17 protein-coding genes are annotated in these 19,404 nt (G+C 67.5%); 8 read left to right on the top strand and 9 right to left on the bottom strand.

Annotation, left to right across the window (positions count from 1 at the left end; all coding sequences use genetic code 11):
- Positions 1-34: 34 nt before the first annotated feature.
- Positions 35-406, top strand: coding sequence for a helix-turn-helix domain-containing protein (locus Q664_RS25995; RefSeq protein ID WP_043401278.1), 372 nt, complete (start codon positions 35-37; stop codon positions 404-406).
- 18 nt (positions 407-424) lie between these two features.
- On the opposite strand, the gene Q664_RS25990 is transcribed toward Q664_RS25995, so the two are convergent.
- The 5 genes from Q664_RS25990 to Q664_RS25970 all read right to left on the bottom strand — a co-directional run bounded on the left by Q664_RS25990 (position 425) and on the right by Q664_RS25970 (position 4,717).
- Positions 425-802 carry a helix-turn-helix domain-containing protein gene (locus Q664_RS25990; protein ID WP_063934759.1) on the bottom strand — a complete coding sequence of 126 codons (378 nt, stop codon included), beginning with the start codon at positions 800-802 and terminating at the stop codon, positions 425-427.
- 47 nt (positions 803-849) lie between these two features.
- Complete coding sequence (locus tag Q664_RS25985) at positions 850-2,010, bottom strand: serine/threonine-protein kinase (protein WP_052518681.1); 1,161 nt, start codon at positions 2,008-2,010, stop codon at positions 850-852.
- Between the two features lie 1,052 nt (positions 2,011-3,062).
- The gene (locus Q664_RS25980; RefSeq protein ID WP_152622339.1) at positions 3,063-3,464 is read right to left on the bottom strand and encodes a transposase family protein; all 402 of its coding nucleotides are present in this window, start codon (positions 3,462-3,464) and stop codon (positions 3,063-3,065) included.
- A gap of 113 nt (positions 3,465-3,577) precedes the next feature.
- Positions 3,578-3,889, bottom strand: coding sequence for a hypothetical protein (locus tag Q664_RS25975; protein WP_152622338.1), 312 nt, complete (start codon positions 3,887-3,889; stop codon positions 3,578-3,580).
- Between the two features lie 204 nt (positions 3,890-4,093).
- Positions 4,094-4,717, bottom strand: a complete 624-nt coding sequence (locus Q664_RS25970; RefSeq protein ID WP_043401377.1) for a response regulator transcription factor — start codon at positions 4,715-4,717, stop codon at positions 4,094-4,096.
- A gap of 118 nt (positions 4,718-4,835) precedes the next feature.
- Here Q664_RS25970 and Q664_RS52660 point away from each other — a divergent pair, with 118 nt between their 5' ends.
- From Q664_RS52660 to Q664_RS25940, 5 genes are all read left to right on the top strand, one after another.
- Positions 4,836-7,028, top strand: coding sequence for a sensor histidine kinase (locus Q664_RS52660; protein WP_052518680.1), 2,193 nt, complete (start codon positions 4,836-4,838; stop codon positions 7,026-7,028).
- A gap of 153 nt (positions 7,029-7,181) precedes the next feature.
- The gene (locus Q664_RS25955; RefSeq protein ID WP_043401268.1) at positions 7,182-7,688 is read left to right on the top strand and encodes a hypothetical protein; all 507 of its coding nucleotides are present in this window, start codon (positions 7,182-7,184) and stop codon (positions 7,686-7,688) included.
- 73 nt (positions 7,689-7,761) lie between these two features.
- Complete coding sequence (trxA, locus tag Q664_RS25950) at positions 7,762-8,088, top strand: thioredoxin TrxA (RefSeq protein ID WP_043401368.1); 327 nt, start codon at positions 7,762-7,764, stop codon at positions 8,086-8,088.
- Positions 8,089-8,144: 56 nt separating this feature from the next.
- Positions 8,145-8,492: a BP74-related protein gene (locus Q664_RS25945; protein ID WP_043401265.1), complete on the top strand. Its 348-nt coding sequence runs from the start codon at positions 8,145-8,147 to the stop codon at positions 8,490-8,492.
- 50 nt (positions 8,493-8,542) lie between these two features.
- Entirely contained in the window at positions 8,543-9,727 is a 1,185-nt protein-coding gene (locus Q664_RS25940; RefSeq protein ID WP_043401262.1) for a lipase family protein, read from the top strand.
- A gap of 66 nt (positions 9,728-9,793) precedes the next feature.
- Here the strand turns inward: Q664_RS25940 and Q664_RS25935 are convergent, their stop codons facing one another.
- From Q664_RS25935 to Q664_RS25925, 3 genes are read right to left on the bottom strand one after another with little or no spacing between them, the layout of a single operon-like run.
- The gene (locus Q664_RS25935) at positions 9,794-13,033 is read right to left on the bottom strand and encodes a helicase HerA-like domain-containing protein (RefSeq protein ID WP_043401259.1); all 3,240 of its coding nucleotides are present in this window, start codon (positions 13,031-13,033) and stop codon (positions 9,794-9,796) included.
- Positions 13,034-13,068: 35 nt separating this feature from the next.
- Complete coding sequence (locus tag Q664_RS25930) at positions 13,069-14,067, bottom strand: helix-turn-helix domain-containing protein (RefSeq protein WP_235216877.1); 999 nt, start codon at positions 14,065-14,067, stop codon at positions 13,069-13,071.
- 1 nt (position 14,068) lies between these two features.
- The gene (locus Q664_RS25925) at positions 14,069-15,361 is read right to left on the bottom strand and encodes a DUF559 domain-containing protein (protein WP_063934758.1); all 1,293 of its coding nucleotides are present in this window, start codon (positions 15,359-15,361) and stop codon (positions 14,069-14,071) included.
- Positions 15,362-15,479: 118 nt separating this feature from the next.
- Here Q664_RS25925 and Q664_RS25920 point away from each other — a divergent pair, with 118 nt between their 5' ends.
- Both Q664_RS25920 and gshB read left to right on the top strand, forming a co-directional pair.
- Positions 15,480-15,734: a hypothetical protein gene (locus tag Q664_RS25920; protein WP_152622337.1), complete on the top strand. Its 255-nt coding sequence runs from the start codon at positions 15,480-15,482 to the stop codon at positions 15,732-15,734.
- A 947-nt stretch (positions 15,735-16,681) separates the two neighbouring features.
- Entirely contained in the window at positions 16,682-17,644 is a 963-nt protein-coding gene (gene gshB / locus Q664_RS25910; RefSeq protein ID WP_043401244.1) for a glutathione synthase, read from the top strand.
- Positions 17,645-18,533: 889 nt separating this feature from the next.
- On the opposite strand, the gene Q664_RS25905 is transcribed toward gshB, so the two are convergent.
- Positions 18,534-19,178 (bottom strand): DNA-binding transcriptional response regulator, encoded by a 645-nt coding sequence (locus Q664_RS25905; RefSeq protein ID WP_052518679.1) that lies wholly within the window; start codon positions 19,176-19,178, stop codon positions 18,534-18,536.
- Positions 19,179-19,404 lie beyond the last annotated feature (226 nt).

Raw genomic sequence — 19,404 nt, 5'->3', positions numbered from 1 at the left:
CCCGGCCCCCCGTCCATCGTGGTAGACGGCCACCATGGACGAAGAACTTCAGCGCTCCCTCGGAGAAGTAGCTCGCGCTGCTCGGGAACGCCTCGGACTCACTCAAGCCCAAGTTGCCCAGAAGGTGGGGCTCGTTCCAGGAGTCTACGGACGTATCGAGCGTGGCGACATGATGCCGTCCGTCCCGAGCCTGCGGAGGATCAGCATCGTTTTGGGTATCTCGTCCGACGCGCTGATGGGAGTGAGCCCTTCTCAGGTTGCGGCCACAGTCGATGAAGCTCCCCCAGAGGGCAACCTCTCGCCGGAGCTGCGACGCATCCTCCACCAGCTCCGGACGTGGTCGCCGAAGCGCTTGAAGGTGCTCAGCAAGGTTCTGACCGTACTTGCTTCGTCCTTCGAGGATTGAACCAGGTAGAGCCATCGCCTACTCGGCCTGATCATCTGGCTGTTGCGCTGTGTGTTTCACCAGCGCATTGGCGGTGCTGAGCATGACGGATACCTGCGCAGCGTCCATGCGGCGAATCGTTCTCACCAGTCGGCGCAGCTCGGGCGGATCATCTGCCTCGGGTTCAGGCTCCTTCAGCCACGAAGGAGCCTTCTCGATATCGAGTGCCAGGACGACGTTCGCATCGAGGCGAAGCACACGGCACAACCTGCGAAAGGTCGCAACGCTCGGGAGTAGGTATCCTCGCTCAATCCGACCGAACACTTCGGTGACGATGCCAACGCGGTCCGCGACATCCGCCTGGGTCAGCTCAGTCTTCTTGCGAGCTTCACGCACGACCGCTGCCAGATGGGTCATCAACTTCTTCTTCTCGCTCTTCCTGCTCGTTCTGCTCGGTCCAGGGGTTACTGGACGCTCAGCGCCTTCGGCCACGGGAGGACTCCAATCTCGACAGGGTGCGCTGCTTTCCGCTTGAGGGCGGATGCTTTCTCGAGGATGTCGGCCAGCTCCGCCGCTGCCTCCGTGGCGCCGAAGGGCTGGCGGAGACTGCGTAGATACGCGCGGAGGTCATCACGCATCTCAGCAGCCGATTGGTAACGCTCGGAAGGGTCACTCCGAAGAGCCCGGTGAGCGATCTGCTTCAGAGGGGCCGGGGCTTGCCGGGCGATGCGCTCCACATCATCGGGACCGAAGCGGAGGAGACGATCCGCGAGTACCTCGATTGAGGCCCAGGCGGAGTGCTCGGCCTTCACGCCCGAGACGAGCCGAAGCGCGCGCCTGGACACCTCAGATGGCAGGACGTCTTGGGGGTCGAGCGGATGACTCCCCGCGATGATCTCCAGCAGCACGAGCCCGAGCGAGAAGATGTCCGCCCTGCTGTCTATGCCCTTGGGAGAGAGGAGACCGGCTCTGCCCTTCTGGGAGATAGAGCGAATGATCTCCGGAGCCGCGTAGGCGAAGTTTCCTCGGAGCACTCGCGGCGGAGTTGGAGCCCGCCCGAGTAGCTCGGAGAACGCGGCACCGAAATTCGTGAGCTTCACGCGACCGTTCCGTCCAAGGCGGATGGTCATGGGACTTACGGCACGGTGAATGATGTGAAGCGGGTGGCCTCGGTCATCCTCGCAGTGGTGGGCGTAGTCGAGGGCGTTGGCCACCTCGGCGGCGATGCAGGCGGCGAGGGCAGGCGAGAGCTTGCGGCCCAGCAACAGTGCGGAGCCGATGACAGTGGCCAGGAAGGCTCCTGGCGTGTGCTCCATCACCACGAATGGGACGCCCTGATGCTCCGCGAGTCTGAAGACGCGAGCGATCTTTGGATAATGAAGGTGCTCGGCGAGCTGAACTTCCTCGATGGCTCGGGTCCGCCCCTTGAGGCCCTCCGGGACTTCTACCTGCTTCAGGACAACGAGCCTCCGGCGTGCCTTCTCCTTCAGGGGCCTGCACCACGAGAGAAACAGGGTGTCGTAATCCACGTGTTCGAGGAGGGAGCGGAAGACCTCGTACCGGAAGCCTCCTGACTCGAAGGTGAAGCGGCCTGTCTCCGTGGGCGGGTTGCCGGTCCCGGTCATGTGGTCTCCTGTGCGCTGCGGCGCGCGTAAGAGGAAGCAGAGGTCCCCATTGGTCACTTCAAACTTGCTCCATCACGTACCATGGAAGGGCGGAGAAATGGAAGCAGTCCCACTAGGTAGGTCATCACCTCCGGGCATCCGGCAGGAGTAGGACGGAGTCTTGGGACGGACAACCAGGTGCGATGCACCTACGGAACGGGGATGCGGCCGACTCAAGCCCCGGCCTCTCGTGGAACTGCGCCGCACAGGGCTGCCCGTCGCGAAAACGACAGGTGCGACGCTGGTTCCTGGCCGGAAATTGGCGGTGTCGGAGGGCGGTGATACCTCGCGCTACAGGAAGACCAAGGAGGAGAAAATGGCACGTGGCGAGGCAACGGACCCACCCCGCGAAGACAGCCCCAAGTCTTCGGACTCCAAGAAGGCCATTGAGCGAGTGCGACTCGCCATCAGCGGCGCGGCGGCACTCGCGAAGGGGGCTGCGACAACGGATCCTGCTACAGCGGTTGCTTCCGCTCTCCTCTCCTTCATTCCTTCGGCCTTGAGTTTCGCAGTGCCCCAAGTTTTCGAGCGCAAGAAGGCCCGTGCGCTGGCGTGGTGGGACGAAGTGGTGTTCGCCAACGCGTCCGACGAAGGTGCTGCTGCCGAGATCAAGGCCCGGTTAGACAACGATCCCAATGCCCAAGACGCCATCATGGCTGGTCTACGGGATGCGCTGGACGCCACAGCAATTGAAGTCCTGCCAGCACTCGCGCTTTTGACGCGCGAGTATGCCCGTGCAGGTCAGAAGCCTGATCGATTTTTCCGAGGCCTGAGCCGGGTACTAGTCGATCTCGTTGCTGAAGAGTACGAGCCGCTTCGTCTGTTAATGCAGCACACTGCGACTGCTCCTCACTCCGATGAAAGAGCGCAGGTTGAACTGCAACTCAAGCCTGCCGATGAGCGCGCGCCCACTATGGAGACGACGGAAGTCGCTTGTTGGAGCCAAATTGCAGGCTTCGCTTGGCTTCCAACCCCAATCCCCCATGCTGCTCGCTTGTTTCAGCAACTCAAGGTCAATGGGCTTGCCTCCGACATTCATGCCGACCGTTGGGGCGCCCCGGCCCGTCCCTTTTCCATGTCGAGTCGTGCGCCGCCCAGGGCACCCGCTCCACCCTCACTCCATGCTCCCGGCAGCGCACCCGGCGCGGAGCGTACCGCAGCCAGAAGATGGTTTCTCCCAGCGCCAGGTGACGCCACAGGCGCCCAGGTTTCGTGTCGTAGCCTGGGGCGGGCCGGCCGCACACTCCACAGCGCGCCTTGCGCTGGCGCGGGCGCACCTGCACCACCACTCCCTCGGGCCCCAGCTGCACCCCGCGCACGCTCATCCCCTGGATGCGCAGCACGCGCCCTATCACCTCCTCCACGCTCGGCCCCGCCACTGCCCACCTCCCCGCCAGCACTCGCAGGGGCGGCACGCACTGCAACTCCGCGACCAGGGCTCTTGCCAGAGTGACAGCCGCCTCTTCCGACTGCCCTTCTTCCGTCTCTCACCGGAGACCCTCCGTCCACCGAGGCGCGCCCACCTCAGCTACAGAAGATCCCCGAGCTCATGGCGCACCAACCGGGGCAGCGGTGCGGGCGGGTGGCCCCGGCGCGGCTCCACCCACAGCCGCGTGCCCTCCCCCCAGTTCAGCTCGCCCGCGGCGACCACCTCATCGCCTGCCTCCACCACGAGGGTGCCGGGGTCCATCACCCGCAGGGAGAGCACGCCGCCTTTCCAGTCCTCGAGACGGGGACGGAGGGCCTGGGCCCGTGCGTGCACCTCGCCCGAGAGCGTCACCCGCACGCGTCCCGACTCCTCGCCGGCCGCGCTCATGCTGGTGAGAAGGTAGCTCGTCACCAGGAGAGCCCGGAGGGTCTTCGAACAGGGGGAGACGGGGCCCAGGCAGCCCTCCCCCGCCCCAGCACTTCGGTCCTCATCCGCCACGGCGCCGGCCTTTCCTCACAGGAGAAACGACCCAGGAGGATAGGATTCGGGACGCCCAACAAGACAGGGAGGAAGGCGCCCCCGCCGGGACGCGCGGTCAAACCAGGCTGGAACCACTCAAGGCTGGGCGTCCAACCGCTCCAACAGCCGGACCAGCTCCGCCACCGAGTCCACCGCCAGCTTCTCCATGACGCGGGAGCGCTGAAGGCGCACCGTCTGCTCGGCCGTGCCCAGCTCGGCGGCGATCTGCTTGTTGAGCATTCCCCGGGCCACCAGCCGGCACACCTGCCACTCCCGGGGAGAGAGCGTGGAGAAGCGGGAGCGCAGCGCCTCGTGCTCCTGCTCGGCGCGGCTCGCCGCCCGATCCCGCTCCAGCGCCCGCTCCACGGCCGCCAGCAGCTCCTCGGTGCTGAAGGGCTTGGCGAGGAAGTCCACCGCTCCGGCCTTCATCGCCTTCACCGCCGCCGGTATATCCCCATGCCCGCTGATGAAGACGAGGGGCTGCTTCCAGCCCGCCCGGCCCAGCTCCGCCTGCAGCTCCAGCCCGTTGAGCTCCGGCATGCGCAGGTCCATCACCACGCACCCCGGACGTGGCCCGGGTCCCCGCTCCAGCATCTGCCGCGGGTGCGAGAAACCCTCCACCTCATACCCCTCCACCTGGAACATGCGCGTGAGGCCACGCAGCACGGAGGGATCATCATCCATCACGAACACCGAACCCCGCGTGGAAGGTGGAGGCATCTGCACGGCGAGTCCCCTGTACGCTGGCCCGCTGTACCCCCGGCGGCGCGCTCCCAGCTTACACGCCAGGACTCCGGGTGCGTACCCCGAGGACCCGGTCTACACTCCCGGCCCCTGTATGCGCCTCCTGGTCCTGTTGCTCCTGGGGTTGATCACTCTTCCCGCCGGGGCCTCCGAGCAGGTGAAGACGGTGCTGTTCTTCGTGCCGGAGGACGCCACGGTGCCGGCCATCGCGGACCTCACCCAGGGGTTCCAGCGCACGATGACGAACGAGGGGCGGGGGTCCGTCGTCGTCAACATCGAATACCTGGACATGGGCTGGTTCGAGAGCACCGCGTACGAGCGGGCGCTGCGCGACTTCTTCCTGGTCAAATACCGTGAGCGGCGGCCCGAGGTCATCGTCGTCTACGCGGACGCCACCCCGTTCGTGCTCAAGCTGCAACAGGAGTTGTGGCCCCGGGTGCCACTCTTCTCCATCTACAACGATGCGTTCCTGGTCGACACGCTGCCCCGGAGCCCCTCCGTGAAGGGCAACTGGGCGGACCTGGATATACCGGGCACCGTGCGGGCGGCCCTGGAGCTGCTGCCGGACACGCGCCATGTCGCCCTCGTCCTCGGCTCGAGTCTCCGCGAGGTGGCCGCCTGGGATTACGTGGCGCGGGAGGTCCGCGCCGCCGCGCCGGGCCGTGAGCTCATCGCCCTCACGGGGCTGACGTTGGAGGAGCTGCGGCAGCGGGTGCGGACGCTGCCCGAGGACACCGTCGTCATCGTCGTGGGCTTCATGCAGGACGCGGCGGGGCAGAGCCTCGTCACCCGCGACGTGACGCGCCTGCTGCACGCCGACGGGAGCCCGCCCCTCTTCAGCGTCCACGGGACGATGCTGGGCAGTGGCATCGTCGGGGGGATGCTGATGGACTACGGACTGCTGGGCGAGGACGTGGCGCGGCGAGCCCTGCGGGTCCTCCGCGGCGAGCCCCTCTCCTCCCTGCCGTCCGGGGCCCTGGAGTCCAACCAGCTCGCCTTCGATGACAGGGAATTGGCGCGCCTGGGCATTCCCACCCGCCGGCTACCGCCCGGCAGCGTGGTGCGCTTTCACGAGCCCGGCCTCTGGGAGCGCTACCGCTGGCAGGTGACGGCCTTCGCGGCCGCGGGCCTGTTGATGCTGGCGCTCATCGTCGTGCTGTTGCTGGAGCGGCGGCGGCGCATGGGGGCCCAGCGGCTGAACGGGGTGGTGCTGGATTCGCTCCCGGGCTCCGTGGCCATCCTCGACAGCGGTGGGGGGGTGTTGCGCGCCAACCCGGCCCCGAGCCGGATCGAGGGCCCGGATGGACTGCCCGCCAGCAAGCACTGGGTGACGGGAGGCGCCTGGCTGGAGCCCTTCCGCGAGGCGGTGCGCGCGGGCCATGGAGGGCTGAAGGGCGTGGTGGAGCTGGTCGAGGACGTGCTCACCAGGCGCTCCCATGAAGGCGTGGTGGAGTTCCGGGGCCTCACGCCGGGCACCTGGTTCGAGCTGCGCGCCCGGCGATTGGAGCGCTCCGAGGGGGGGGCCGTCGTCTCCCTGGTGGATGTCACCCCCCGCAAGCGCGCCGAGGAGGAGGCGCGTCAGGCCCGGGACGAGCGGGCCCACCTGGAGCGCGTGGCCGCCGTGGGGGAGCTGGGCATCTCCATCGCCCACGAGCTCAACCAGCCCCTGGCCGCCATCCGCACCAACGCCGAGACCGCCCAGCGCCTCCTGCAACGCACGCCCATCGACACGGTCCTGCTGCGCGAGGTGCTCCAGGACATCATCGCCGACGATCAGCGGGCCGGCGAGGTCATCCGCCACATGCGGGCGCTGCTCAAGAAGGGTCAGTCGCAATACGCCCCTCATGACTTCAACGAGCTGGTGAGTGGGGTGGTGCGTCTGGTGGGCACGGACGCTCAGCTGCGCGGGGCGAAGCTCACGCTCCACTTGTTCGACGCTCCCCTTCCCGTCTGGGGAGACAACGTGCAGCTCCAGCAGGTGGTGCTCAACCTGATCATCAACGCCCTGGATGCGGTGGGTGACGTCCCCGGGGATCGGCAGGTGTGGGTGAGCACCTTCCGGCAGGAGGGCCAGGTGGAGCTGGTGGTGGAGGACACCGGCGTGGGGCTGAGCGAGGAGCTCTTGAAGCGCATCTTCGAGCCCTTCTTCACCACCAAGCAGGAAGGGCTGGGCATGGGCCTGTCCATCAGCCGCTCCATCCTCGAGGTGCATCGCGGCCGGCTCCAGGCCGAGCACCGCCACGCGGGCCGCGGTGCCCTCTTCCGCTGCACCCTCCCGTCCGCCTGAGGACAGGCACATCGTCCCACGTTTGTCAATTCAACATAAAGCTCAATGGCCTGCTCCTGGTGGGCTGGCCTATAGCTCCGACCCGTCTTCGCGAGGTCCTCTCGCGCATGAAAGGGGTATCGGATGCTGTCTGGTTTGTTGCCACCCATTGGTTTGGAAATCCCGGTCAGTGGCTACGCGGTCAACGTTCCGTTCCAGGTGAATGTCCTCGGACTCCTCCATCTGGACTTCAAGGGAGGTATCAGATACCGGGTGGAGGCCAACCTTGGGAGCGGTCTCGGTGGCGTGAAGCTGAAGGTGCTCGGCTTCGAGCAGTCGGCCGACAGCCCCGTGCTGGGCAGGGTCACCCTGAGCATGGCCGATACCGACGTGACGCCGCTCAGCCTGCTCGAGCTCATCCATCATCTCCCGCCGACCTTCCGGCAGACGACGTTCCTGGATCTCCAGGTGACGATCGAGAAGCCACCCGGCGGCGGTCCGCCCCTGGCGCTGGCGAGCAGGAATACGTTCACGCTGCTCAACGACAGACTCACGGTGTTTCCGCCGCAGGGGGCCGTCTACCAGCTCCAGAAGCCCGTGGAGCTCACGCCCGTGGGGGCGCCGGACCAGGTCGTCGCCCAGATTCTCCAGTTCCCCATCACGATGTCCCACAACCCGTAGCGCTACCGCTCACCGGCGGGTGCTTGCTGGATATCCGCTGCAACGGATTCCCCCTCTTTGCGTGAAGGCGAACATGAGCGATCAATCCATTCACGTGTCGGAGGACAACTTCGATGCGGCCGTGCTGAAGGGCGAGCGCCCGGTCCTGGTCGAGTTCTGGGCAGAGTGGTGCGGCCCCTGCTTCAGGCTTGCTCCGGTGCTGGAGGAGATCGCCGGTGAGTACGCGGGCAGGCTGACGGTGGCCAGGCTGAACATCGACGAGAACCGCGCCCTCGCACAGCAATACGGTATCCAGCGCATTCCCACCCTCCTGCTGTTCAAGGAGGGGCAGGTGACCGCTACCCGGGAGGGGGTGCCGTCCAGGTCTCAACTGGGCGGCTTCCTCGACGCCCACCTGTAGAGCGCTCGACTCCCCATTATCTGTCAATTCAGCACAACACCACCCCAGGAGACACCATGGCTGATCGCAAACTCTTTTCATTCATGCAGCGGCCGGACCAGGAGTTCATCTTCGAGTTGACCGATCCCGCGAAGATCCAGGAGGCCCAGGACATCCTCTCCGGCAAGGAGACGATGAAGGTCCACGTCATGGGCAGGATCGTGAAGTCGCGCAAGGACTACAACCCCCACTGGGAGTACCACCTCGATCCCGCGACCATCAATTTCTTCTCCGTGGCCATCGAGGTATGCGATGCCGACATGAGGTACGTCCAGGACCACCTGGACGAGGTCGGCGGCGCCTTCCTCCCGGGCTTCATCTGGTGCCCGTGGAACTCGAGGCTGCACCGGGAAGTCCCCGCTTGAAAGCGTGACCGGCGCGCTTCCTCCTCTTCCCCACCCACGCGAGGCCAACCATGACCACCTCCGCCACAGTCAAACCGCCGCGGGCCCCCAAGGGCCTGGAGGCCTATCGTCCGCCCGCCTCCATGCTGAAGGGCACGCATGGGGACGTGATCTGGTACCGCGATCTCGACAGCAACAGCCCGGCCTGCCTCGCCAATGCCCGGAGCAACGAGCTCGTGGTGTATCTCTCGGAGAGCGTTCACGGTGAGCCCATCGCCGTCTCGGGCATCATCGCCCTGCCGAAGAAGGCGCCCATCGACGGCGCCTATCCGGTCATCAGCTGGGCGCATGGCACCGTGGGTTGCGCCGACCACTGCGCGCCGTCCCGTGACACCGTGGACGGGGAGGCGCACCGCTTCAACGTCTTCCCGCATCCCCTGCTCAACAAGTTCCTGGACCGGGGTTGGGCCGTGGTCATGACGGACTACGAGGGCCTCGGCACCGAGGGCCCTCATCCCTACCTGCTCGGCAAGTCCGAGGCCCGCGGCATCCTCGACATCGTGCGGGCCGCGCGCCAGCTCCACCCGGAGCTCTCCGATCAGTTCGCCATCGTCGGCCACTCGCAGGGAGGTCAGGCGGCGCTGTTCGGCGCGCATCACGCGCCGGAGTGGACACCGGAGCTCACCTTGCGCGGCGTGGCGGCGCTGGCCCCCGCTTCCGCGATCGGATCGCTCGTCGAGCTCGCCTGCGCGGGGGATGCGGCCAATGAGGGCCATGCCTTCATCGCCTTGTTCATCACCGGGGCCCTCGCCGGGGATCCGAGCATCAAGCGGGAGGAGGTGCTGACGCCGGAGGCCCTCGAGGTGTACCACCATGTCGAGGAGCGGGGCCGGATAAGGCTGGGCTACGGTGACTCCTGGGGGAGGTTGACGGGGAAGCAGCTCCTTCGCCCGGAGGAGAGCGCGAGCAGGACGGCGCTGTTCGAGCAGTTCAGGGCCATGCACCCGAACCTCTCCATCCAGGCGCCGATCCGGATCTCCCAGGCCCTCGCCGACCAGCGCGTGAACGCGGCCCTCACCTTCATTCTCCAGGGGCAGCTCAAGAACACGAACGGGGACGACCGCGTCACATACAGGCCGTACCAGGAGGTCGCGCCGGTCGATGATCCCGAGCTCGGGCCCCACTTCGGGCTGATCAACACGGACTCGGACGCGGTGACGGACTGGCTCGCCGGCCTGCTCCCGAAGGTGGAATAGCGCTTCGTGGCCCTGGCCCCGGCGGATGGTCTCCGCCAGCCAGGGTCACGCAGGCATTCGCTCCCCTCAGGAATCCGTGGGCGTGTCGTCGGTCGCTGGCACGGTTCTCGCGGCGAGTTGCAGCAGCTCGTCATCGGAGAGCTGCTCGGTCGCCATCGAGGAGGGCTCGGCCTTGACGCGATCCACCTTTCCATCGCGCGCGAAGTGGAACTCGCCGATGGACTGGCCGGGAATCTTCGCCGCGTCCACCCGGGCCTCGTTGAGCATGGGCTTCATCTTGTCCAGCGAGACCTTCTCCTTCACGCGGCCGATGAACCAGGAGCGGATGGTGTCCCGGCACTTGTAGTCGAAGTCGCCGGGGCTCTGGGTCGCCAGCATCAGCCCCAACCCCGCCGAGCGCGCGCGCTTGAGCAGGTTTTCCATCGGCTGCTTGGTGGACGGCTGGCGCATCGCGGGCAGGTACAGGTCCGCCTCGTCGAACATGAGCACGGCCTGCAGGGTCGTGGCCGGGTTGCGGTTGAGCCAGCGCGTCGTCTCGATGAGCAGTTGCGATACCCAGAAGAGGACGCTGTTGGTGTCTCCCAGGAACTTGGTGCTGATGATGCTCAGCCGCGTCCTGCCGGGCCTGGCATGCACGCCCCGGCCGAGCAGCAGCTCCAGATCGAGCTTCTCGGCCTCGCTGCTCATGAGGTGCCTGGCGTCGATGCGCAGCCGGTCCAGGTCATCGGCGAGCTTGTCGAAGAGCTTCGTGTCCAGCCGGCCCGCGGCGTTCACCAGGTGGACATCCTTGTCGCCGATGAACTTCACCAGCGTCTCCAGCGTCACTCCCTCCGGCACGAGCTGGACGAGCTGATCGATCGCCTGGGACAGCAAGGTCCTGCAGGACTTGTCCCGGGGGTTCTGCCGGTAGTCCAGCATGCCGGCCAGGGCCTCGGCGGCGTGGCGCGTGGCCTGCTGCCGCTCGTAGTCCGAGAGCGTGGCGAGCCCCTCCGGGACGATGGGGATGCCCAGGGGACGGCCGTGGGGATGACCCGGGGTGAAGAAGGCCACGTCGAGCCGCTCGTGAAGCAGGGCCCGGCGCTCGGCGCGGCGCGCGTCGTCGATGGGGCGCGTCCAGAAGGACTCGGAGGCGTAGCCGGCCAGGTCTCCCTTGCGATCCACGAGGATGACGGGAATGCCTTGCAGCAGCAGTTGCTCCACCAGGTTGAGCGCCAGGGTCGTCTTGCCGCTGCCCGAGCCTCCCAGGAACGCGGCATGCCGGGTCAGCTCCTCGGGGGAGATGAGCACGGGCTCGCGCAGCAGGCTGTCCGTCTCACCGATGCGGACGGGCTCCCGCTTGTGCGTGGGCGGCGGTGTCACGCTCTTCTCCGTGGAAGGCGCCCGCGGACCCGTGGCTGGCTTGGAGGCCGGGGGCTCGCTCCGGGTGGCCTGGGGCGCGGAGGCTCCGGGCGTGGAGGTCACCGCCTGTGTCCCGAAGGGGGGCGTCTCGGCGGGGGTGGACCGGGAGCCGGGCGACGGCGGGGAGCGCAACTGCTCCAGGCCGAGGATGTCCCGCACCGGCTTGAGCTGGGTGATGGGCTGGTTGGTGCGCAGCCAATAGGCGAAGTCGGGACGCGACTCGTGCTGCTGGCGGAACTCGCGCAGTGCGAGCAGGGTGCGGCTGTCGCTGTCCTCGAGCACCGCGCGGCGGCCTCCCCTGCTGATGAGCTTGCCGAGCTGTTCGGCGGTGGCGCCCCTGGCACTGCTCGGGAAGTCGCTGGTGCGGACGACGACGGGAGTGCGTGCCTTGCCCGCGTCCTTGCGCACCTGTTCGATCTGGTTGGCGAGCGCCCCGCGCTGGGTGCCCCGGTTGCACAGGGCCACGTGCAGCTTCCCGTCTCCCGGCGAGACGTCCACCTGGATGACGTCGTCGGCCAGACGCGCCTCGAAGCGGTGCCCCGTGTCCATCTCGTCCGCGCACGCCCGGAGCGCCCAGACGAGCAGCTTCGCCAGCTCCGGATCCTCCTCGGGCGGTGACGTGTTGTACGCGGAGCGGAAGTCGTTCCACGCCTGGTCCAATGCCAGCGTCTTGTGGGGCTCGGGCTGGGGATCCACCAGGACCTGGTTGCTCTCCAGCGGGAAGCGGTCCGGCAGTGCGCCGTCGCGGATGGCCTGATCGCGCCAGCGGCGGCACGCGTCCAGCACGTCACGCGTGCTCTTGCCCGAGAGTTGCTCGAAACCCTCGTGGGGGAAGGGGTACGTGGGCTCCGCCGGATCGAAGAACGCGTCCTCCATCGCGTAGAGGTGCTCCAGCCGGCGCTCGATGATCAGCCGCGCCTCCTCGGCCGTGCGCTTGTTCTCCAGCTTGATGAGATCCGGATCGCGCACGATGCGATCCAGGATGGACTTGTTGAGGTGGCCGCTCAGGCCATTCCAGAAGTTGTGCAGGCAGCTGATGACGACGATCGACGAGGGCGCGCGCTCGGCGAAGTCACAGAGCATGTGCATGGCCCGTCGGAAGGCCTGGGTGTTCGCGGTGTCGACGTCGAAGCCCTCGAGCTGATCCACGCACAGCACCAGCGAGTGGTTGAGCGCGGCCGCGAGCCGTCCCAGGTGCTCCACCATCTCCTGTGGATGGTTGTCGTAGATGCGCGGCACCAGCCCGCCCAGCACCTTGCGATCGCTCTCGGACAGGTCCTCGCAGCGCAGGTACTTGAGCACCCGGCTGCGGATGCGCGTGTCATCCCGCTGGAGGAAGAGCAGCGCGCGCAGCAGATCCAGATCCAGCTTCTTGAAGCGCGGCTGTTTCTGGAGATCGTCCGCGGCGAACTCCACCAGGTTGGGAATCTCCTCGGGATCCGCCTCGGCGTCCGCCAGCATGGCGGCCACCTGACCACACTCGGAGAGCAGCGCGTCGGAGAGCTTCTGCAACCCGGAGCGGGCCTCGGCGGGGTCGAGGTAGGGCTGGTCGAGCGAGTCGATGAGGTTGGAGAGGACGTAGCGCCCGTAGTTGGACGTGGACGTCGTCATCTGCATGTAGCCCACGAAGCCGAGAGAGCGCTCATGGGCCATGGCGCGGAAGGCGCGCAGCAGGTGCGTCTTGCCGCAGCCCGAGTCTCCGAGCAGCAACAGGATGCGTCCCGAGTCCACTCCGGGCGGCGTGGTGGCACGCAGCAGCAGGCGCTCGAAGGTGGCGCGTGCTTCCTGGTGCACCGTCTCCACGTCGAACGGATCGTCCCGCCAGATTTCGTGCCGGTGCTGGATGGAGTGGAAGACCTCGGTGCGATCGGAGAGGAAGGAAGCGAGGCGGAGATCGGTCTGGGTCATCGGCAGTCCCCCGGGAGCCGTACAGAGGTGGAGTTCTACAGGGCGATGAAATGGAAGGTGGAACCGAGGTGGTGGATCTCCGAGGCCCGGACATCCGCCGGATCCATCAGCTCCACCATGTCGGCGCGGCTCAAGGACAGCAGGCGCTTCTGGTTGGCCTCGACGAGCCGGTTCTTGAAGGACTGCTCGTCCAGGCCGTGGTCGCGCATGGCGCGCCAGACGTGGGAAATGAAGACGCGATCATCCCCGAAGCGCCCGGTCGCCGACGTGCGGGCGGTGTGCAGCACGCGCTCGGCGAAGGCGGGCAGGGCGTCCTCCACGGGGCGGGGCCTGGGCGCGGGAGCCTCGGGGACGCGAGCCGGGGCCGGGGTTGGGGCCGAGGCCTCGGGAGTGGGGATGAGCCAGGACTGGAGGGCCGCCACGCGGAGGCTCTCCGTGTCCGTGCGCCGGGCCCCCACGCCGCGCGCGGCGAGCTGCTGCATGGCCTGCGAGGGTTTCACCTCGCGCGAGGCCTGGAGCACCTTGCCGAGCAGGAAGGACTGCACGTTGGCCATGTTGAAGGGCTTGTCCGTCTCCACGCCGAGCTGCTTCCAGCACAGCTCGTCCCGCACGGCGTTGAGCGTCCGGGTGCCGACTCCTTCCAGGCCGAGCTGCTTCTCCACGAGCACGGCGCGCAGGTTGTCCGCCTTGCCCAGCCTGCCCGCGTTGGAAGCGGGCAACCCCAGTGAGATCGCCGCGAGGTGGGTGATCCGGAGCTTCTTCCAGTTGAGACCCTTGGAACTCTTCAGGCCGAGGAAGTCCAGCGCCCGCTCGCGACCCTGCTTCGTGAGGGACACGCCCTTGCGCGCCGTAGGCTCGAGGAGCCCGTCCGATTCGAGCGCCGCCAGTGACTCGTCGAGTCGGGTGCTCCACTCCCCACTGCTCCACCGGTGCGAGGCGAAGGGCGCGAGCGCACCGGACAGCGCGCCGCGAGTGCCCTTGCCCTCGGCACGCGTCAGCAACCACACGAGCACCAGCTCGCCCAAGCGAGACACCTCATGCCCCTCCATCTGCATCCTCCCTGTGACGCCGGAATGAGACTACTTCCAAGATAGTGTCGCGGATTTCCTCCAGCCGTGCCACTACATCCGAGGCGAGGAAGCGGAGCACCAGGTACCCGTGCCGCTGGAGGGCCAGGTCCTTGCGCCGATCGCGCCGGTAGGCCTCCTCGTCCTGGAAGTGGTAGTAGCCGTCCACCTCGATGGCCACCTTCAACCGATGCGAGAGGAAGTCCACCTCGACGGGCCGGTTGTTGAGGCGGAAGCCGGTCCGTTCGTTGAGCTCGAAGAGGCCCTGGGTGGCGGGGAGCGCGTCGAGAAACGAGCGGAGGAAGCTCTCGGCGCTGCTGCGTGCCTGGTCCGCCGCGGCGGGCTCTTGCCGGGAGGCCTCCAGCTCACGGGCCGCCTCGCCGTAGCGGGCCAGCACCTCCTCCGTGACACCATCCGCGGCCAGCCGGGCCAGGGAATTGGAGAGCGCCTCCGGGGCCCGGACACCGAGCTTCGCCAACCGCCGTTTCAATTCCTCGGGGGAAGGCGCCTCCAGCTCCAGCAGTCCCTCGCGAACCAGGGCCAGGGACTGGCTCTCGCCGCCGCGCAGGTACGTGTCGAGCGCGGGCCGCTCCGCGTGGAGCGCCACGACGAGGGAAGGCACGGCGTCACACAACCGGGTGGCTACCCGGGCCGCGCTCGCGAGCCACCCGGGACCGGAACCGGAGAGCAGGAGGGACGGAACGGTGCCCACGGGGACGAGCGCGTGCAGCGCGGTGAGGGCCCGCAGGGGCTCCCGCTCGAAGGCCTCGAGCACCGCGTCGAGTGGTTCGCCGGACTTGTGGGGAACTTGTGGAGGTTGGAGCAGGCACCTGCACGCGGCGGAGATGTCCCCGGTGGTGAGGGCGGGGAACAGTTCCTGGAGGAGGACATCGCGTTCGTGCGGGGTGCTTCCGGTCAGGCGTGCGCGGAGCTCACCCGGGGCGAGGCCCGCGGTGGCACCGAGGAAGTCGGCCGCATCGGCCTCGAGGTTCCGGGTGCGGCGGAGCGTCTCCATCCAATCGCGGATCACCCCGACCTCCCCCGCGGCGAGTGAGACACAGGAGGTCTGGCGGCGGGAGCCGAGCCATTGGCGCCAGAGGGAGGCCGCGGTGCCGGGAGGACCGGCGAGCACGGTGAGCGTGGGGATGCCCTGCTCACGCCGACGCTGATGCCGCTCCAGCGCTTGGAGGACGAAGGCATCACTCCGGTTGTCTGGCCTGGGGAGGGGCACGGGTGAGAAGCGTCCTAGAAGTCGGGGCATGGCAGCAAGAGCCCCTCCCCCATGGCTGTGTCTGGCAGTGGTCACCTCTCACGCATGATGCCCGGCCCCTACCGGATTCCCTCTACCACTCGGGTGGTATTGTTTCCGGGGGGCTTTCATGTCTCGACGCGCGATGCTCGCTGTCGTGGTGGGGTTGTTGGTCCTGGGGACCGGTTGCCCGGATGTCTACGGGAGGGGTGGCAAGCTCGATCAGGCCATGGCCAAGGACATCAAGGACATGCAAGAGGAGCGAAGGCGTGAGTTGATGGAAAGGCGGGAGGACATGGATGACGATGAGGGGTCACACTGTCCCGAGGGCAAGGTGGAGGTTCGCGACTGCACCTCGTATCCGTGCAAGGTGGAATGCCAGTGAGGTGGAGCACCCTCCTCGGTGGCATCGCCGGGTTGTTGTTGCCGGTGCCCTTGATGCTTCTCGCCGGCGAGATTCGGCGGGAGCAGCGGGCCGAGATGTCCCCTGCGAGGGAGCAGGTGTCTCCTGTCCTTCCACTGAGTGAGCAGAAGGCACTCCAGACCTTCGGGCTCGATTGTTCTGGAAGTGAGGAGTGTGAGTCTCCTCTCGGCTGCTTGTACTTCGCAGGTGAGCGCCAGGGGTTTTGTGGTGGCAGCACGTGTCGGGAGGACTTCCAGTGCGGTGAGGACTGGATGTGCCGGACGGTCCATACGCTGGGGAGTGAAGCTCTGGTACGCACCTGTATCCCTCCTGGGTTGAGGAAGGAGGGTGAATCATGCGTGCAGTCCCTGGGAATGAAAGAGGAGACGTGCGCGATGGGGTTCCGCTGCACTGCGGGCTGGTGCGGCCGCTCCTGCCAGCCGGATGAGCCCACGAGTTGTCCACAGGGTTTCTTCTGCCGCGAGGGGCTCGACGGTCCCTCCTGCCTTCCCACCTGCGAGACGACGGGCTGTTCTCATGGTCAGGAGTGCGTCTCCCTGGGAGAGGGCATCTCGGTCTGCGCGGTGGTGCGCGGGGAGAACTGCCAGAAGGTGCCCTGCTCCGAGGGTGGCCTCTGCTCCGTCTGGCCTCCGCGCTACGAGGACTCCCGCCTGGAGCTGAAGATGGCTTGTTCCCGGGTCTCCTGCTCGGACGGTGGGCCCGCGTGCCCCCCGGGCACTTCCTGTGTCCAGGGGCTCTGCCGCCACCCGAGTGAATCCGGCCCCCCAGACGCCGGACCCCCGGTGTCCCCACCGCGTCACCCGTAGTCCCCCTCCCCCGCTCCGCGTGCTTTTTCTGTCGCGCTCGCGCCTCCGTGCGTCTACTCACCGGGTATCATCCTCGCACCCCCCCAGGAGGCTCCCGTCCCCATGGCCGCGCTCACCTTCGGCTTCCTCATGGATCCCCTCGAGACGGTCCGGGTGGACCATGACTCCACCTTCACCCTCATGCTCGAGGCCCAACGCCGCGGTCACCAGGTGCGCTACTTCGAGCAGCCCTGGCTCCGCTTCAGCGGCTCCTGCGCGGAAGCCCGCATGCGCACCGTCACCGTGCGCCGCGAGCCCGGCCGCCACTTCGACATCCTCGACGAGCAGGTCCGCCCCCTCTCCAGCCTCGACGTCCTCTTCCTGCGCAAGGACCCTCCCGTCGACGCCGACTTCCTCCAGGCCACCCAGCTCGTCGAGCTGTGCAACGGCCGCGAGCCCGTCTTCCTCAACAACCCCACCGGCATCCGCGACGCCAACGAGAAGCTCTTCGGCCTGCGCTTCCCCGACCTCATGCCGGAGACGCTCATCACCCGCGACCTCACGGCCATCAACGAGTTCGTCGCCCGCCACCCCCAGGGCACCATCCTCAAGCCCGTCGAGGGTTTCGGCGGCCAGGGCATCGTCTTCCTCCAGCCCGGTGACCGCAACACCCGCTCCCTCCTGGAGATCATCACCCTCGGCGGCAGGAAGGCCATCGTCGTCCAGGCCTACCTCCCCGAGAGCCGCCAGGGCGACAAGCGCATCATCCTCGTCGATGGCGAGCCCTGTGGCGCCGTCCTCCGCGTCCCCGCCCACGATGACCACCGCGGCAACATGGCCGCCGGCGGCACTCCCGTGAAAACCTCGCTCACCCCCCGTGAGCTGGAGATCTGCGCCCGTCTCAAGCCCTCGCTCCAGGAGCGCGGCCTGTACCTCGTGGGCATCGACGTCATCGGCGACTGGCTCACCGAGGTCAACGTCACCAGCCCCACCGGCATCGCGGAGATCGACAAGCTGGACAACACCAGCGTCGAGGCCAAGGTGATCGACACCGCCGAGCGGCTCGTGGGCCAGCGGCGGCGCTGATGCGCCGGGTCAGTACCGCATCGTCAGATCCATGCCCAGGAACCACCGCTCGAGTCGATCCTCCAGCGGTACCGAGAGCGAAATCCCGGGCTGGAATCCCGGCTGGCCGGTGGCGCGCCGCAACGAGAATCCGACGGAGTGATGGAGCTCGCTCCTCGAGGAGGGGCTCTCCGTGTACCGGGCGCCCGCGATCTCGAGCAGGGTGACGAGGGATTGATAGCGATAGGCGAACCCCGCTCCCCAGCGAGGGGAGAATTGAAAGGCATCGTAGAAGGCGGAATACCCATCCCAGCTCCTCCAGCTCGAGCCCCGTGGTGGCGGCCCACTGCCTGAGCAGGGGTGACTCCATCTCCCGGATGAAGGCGTACTTGTATCCGGCGGCAATCGCCCCGGCCGCCTCCCGGCCGAGCTCCTGTTCGAAGAGATACCCCACCGCGCAGATGCGTCCCCGCGAGTCGATGAAGGTGGGGCGCCGCGCATCGGGGTGGCCGTCGTTCCGGGGGAACTCGCCTCGCCGGACATAGGCCTCCAGCCGCTCGAGACTCCGGGCCCTGGCCTCGCGCGCGGCCGGGGAGAGCTCCGCCGTGGAGCGCCGCCGCAGCCGCTCCAGCACGTATTCCAGGTGGACCCGGATCCGGAGATCCTCATCATCCTCCACCGTGGGAGGCCGCCCGAAGCGCTCCTGGAAGCTCTCATCCCCGAGGATGAGGTTGACGGTGTCCGTGTGGAGCCGCGCGGGTGCCGGTGGCGCTCCACACGCGAGGAAGCCCGCCATCAGGAGAATGGCGGAGACAGCCAGATGCCGGGATGGGGTCATGGGAGCACCCTGACGCATCGCCGGGATCCGGGCCGCACCCGGGGCTCATGGCTCCATCATGATTTCATCATCTCAGCGGGACAGACGCCGCTGTGTGCCCTGCTCGCTCAGCTTGCGCGCCAGATCCCGGGCGACCTCGAGGTCGAATGGCTTGCGCAGCCACTGCAGGTCCGCCCGGCCGATGCGCTTGGCCACCTCCTCCCGGGAGATGTCCGAGAAGGCGCTGCAGATGGCCACCTCCAGCCGGGGATCCTTCTCCAGCATGTGGATGATGGTCTCCAGCCCGTCCCACCCTGGCGGCATGCGCATGTCCACGAGGGCGAACGTGTAGGGACGCGACTCCTCCAGGGCGGCGATGACCTTCTGGTATCCCTCCATCCCCTGTGAGGCCGTGTCGATCATGAAGCCCGAGTCCGCGGACGCGGCGGGTGGAGCGGTCGAGGCCGTGGCCGGCGGAGCGCCTCCGAAGAGCTTCTTCTCGAGGTTGTCCAACGACGAGGGGCGCGATCTCTGCCCCAGCACCCGGCGCCACACGTTCAGGATGGCCGGGTCATCGTCGACGACCAGGATGCGCCTCGGACCCTGTGCCTCCGGCCTGAGTCCACCCGGCGACGCCTGGCGTATACCCTGTCCCTGAGCCCCATCGAGGGAGCCAGCCATCCAGGGAAGGTGCGGCTGCCACGGGAGTTGCGCCGGCTCGATGCTGCTGTTCGCCATGGGGTTTGTCCTCCAGGGCAGTCTACTCCGGCTCCTCCAGAGCGGACCATTCAATGAACGAACGAGGCGAACGAAGGGTTGCTCGCCTACACGCCCTGTTTGTCAGGTGGCCAATGGTGGCCCCGAGGGGTCCCAGGCCCTCGGGTGGGGCTCACGGAGGGGAAGCCGGGGTGCCAGATACCCTCACCCCGTCCCTCTCCCGGGGGGAGAGGGGAGGTCGCTCGGG

This window comes from Archangium violaceum Cb vi76 (assembly GCF_000733295.1).
GTDB lineage: Bacteria > Myxococcota > Myxococcia > Myxococcales > Myxococcaceae > Archangium > Archangium violaceum.
This window is presented reverse-complemented; position numbering and strand designations above follow the sequence as displayed.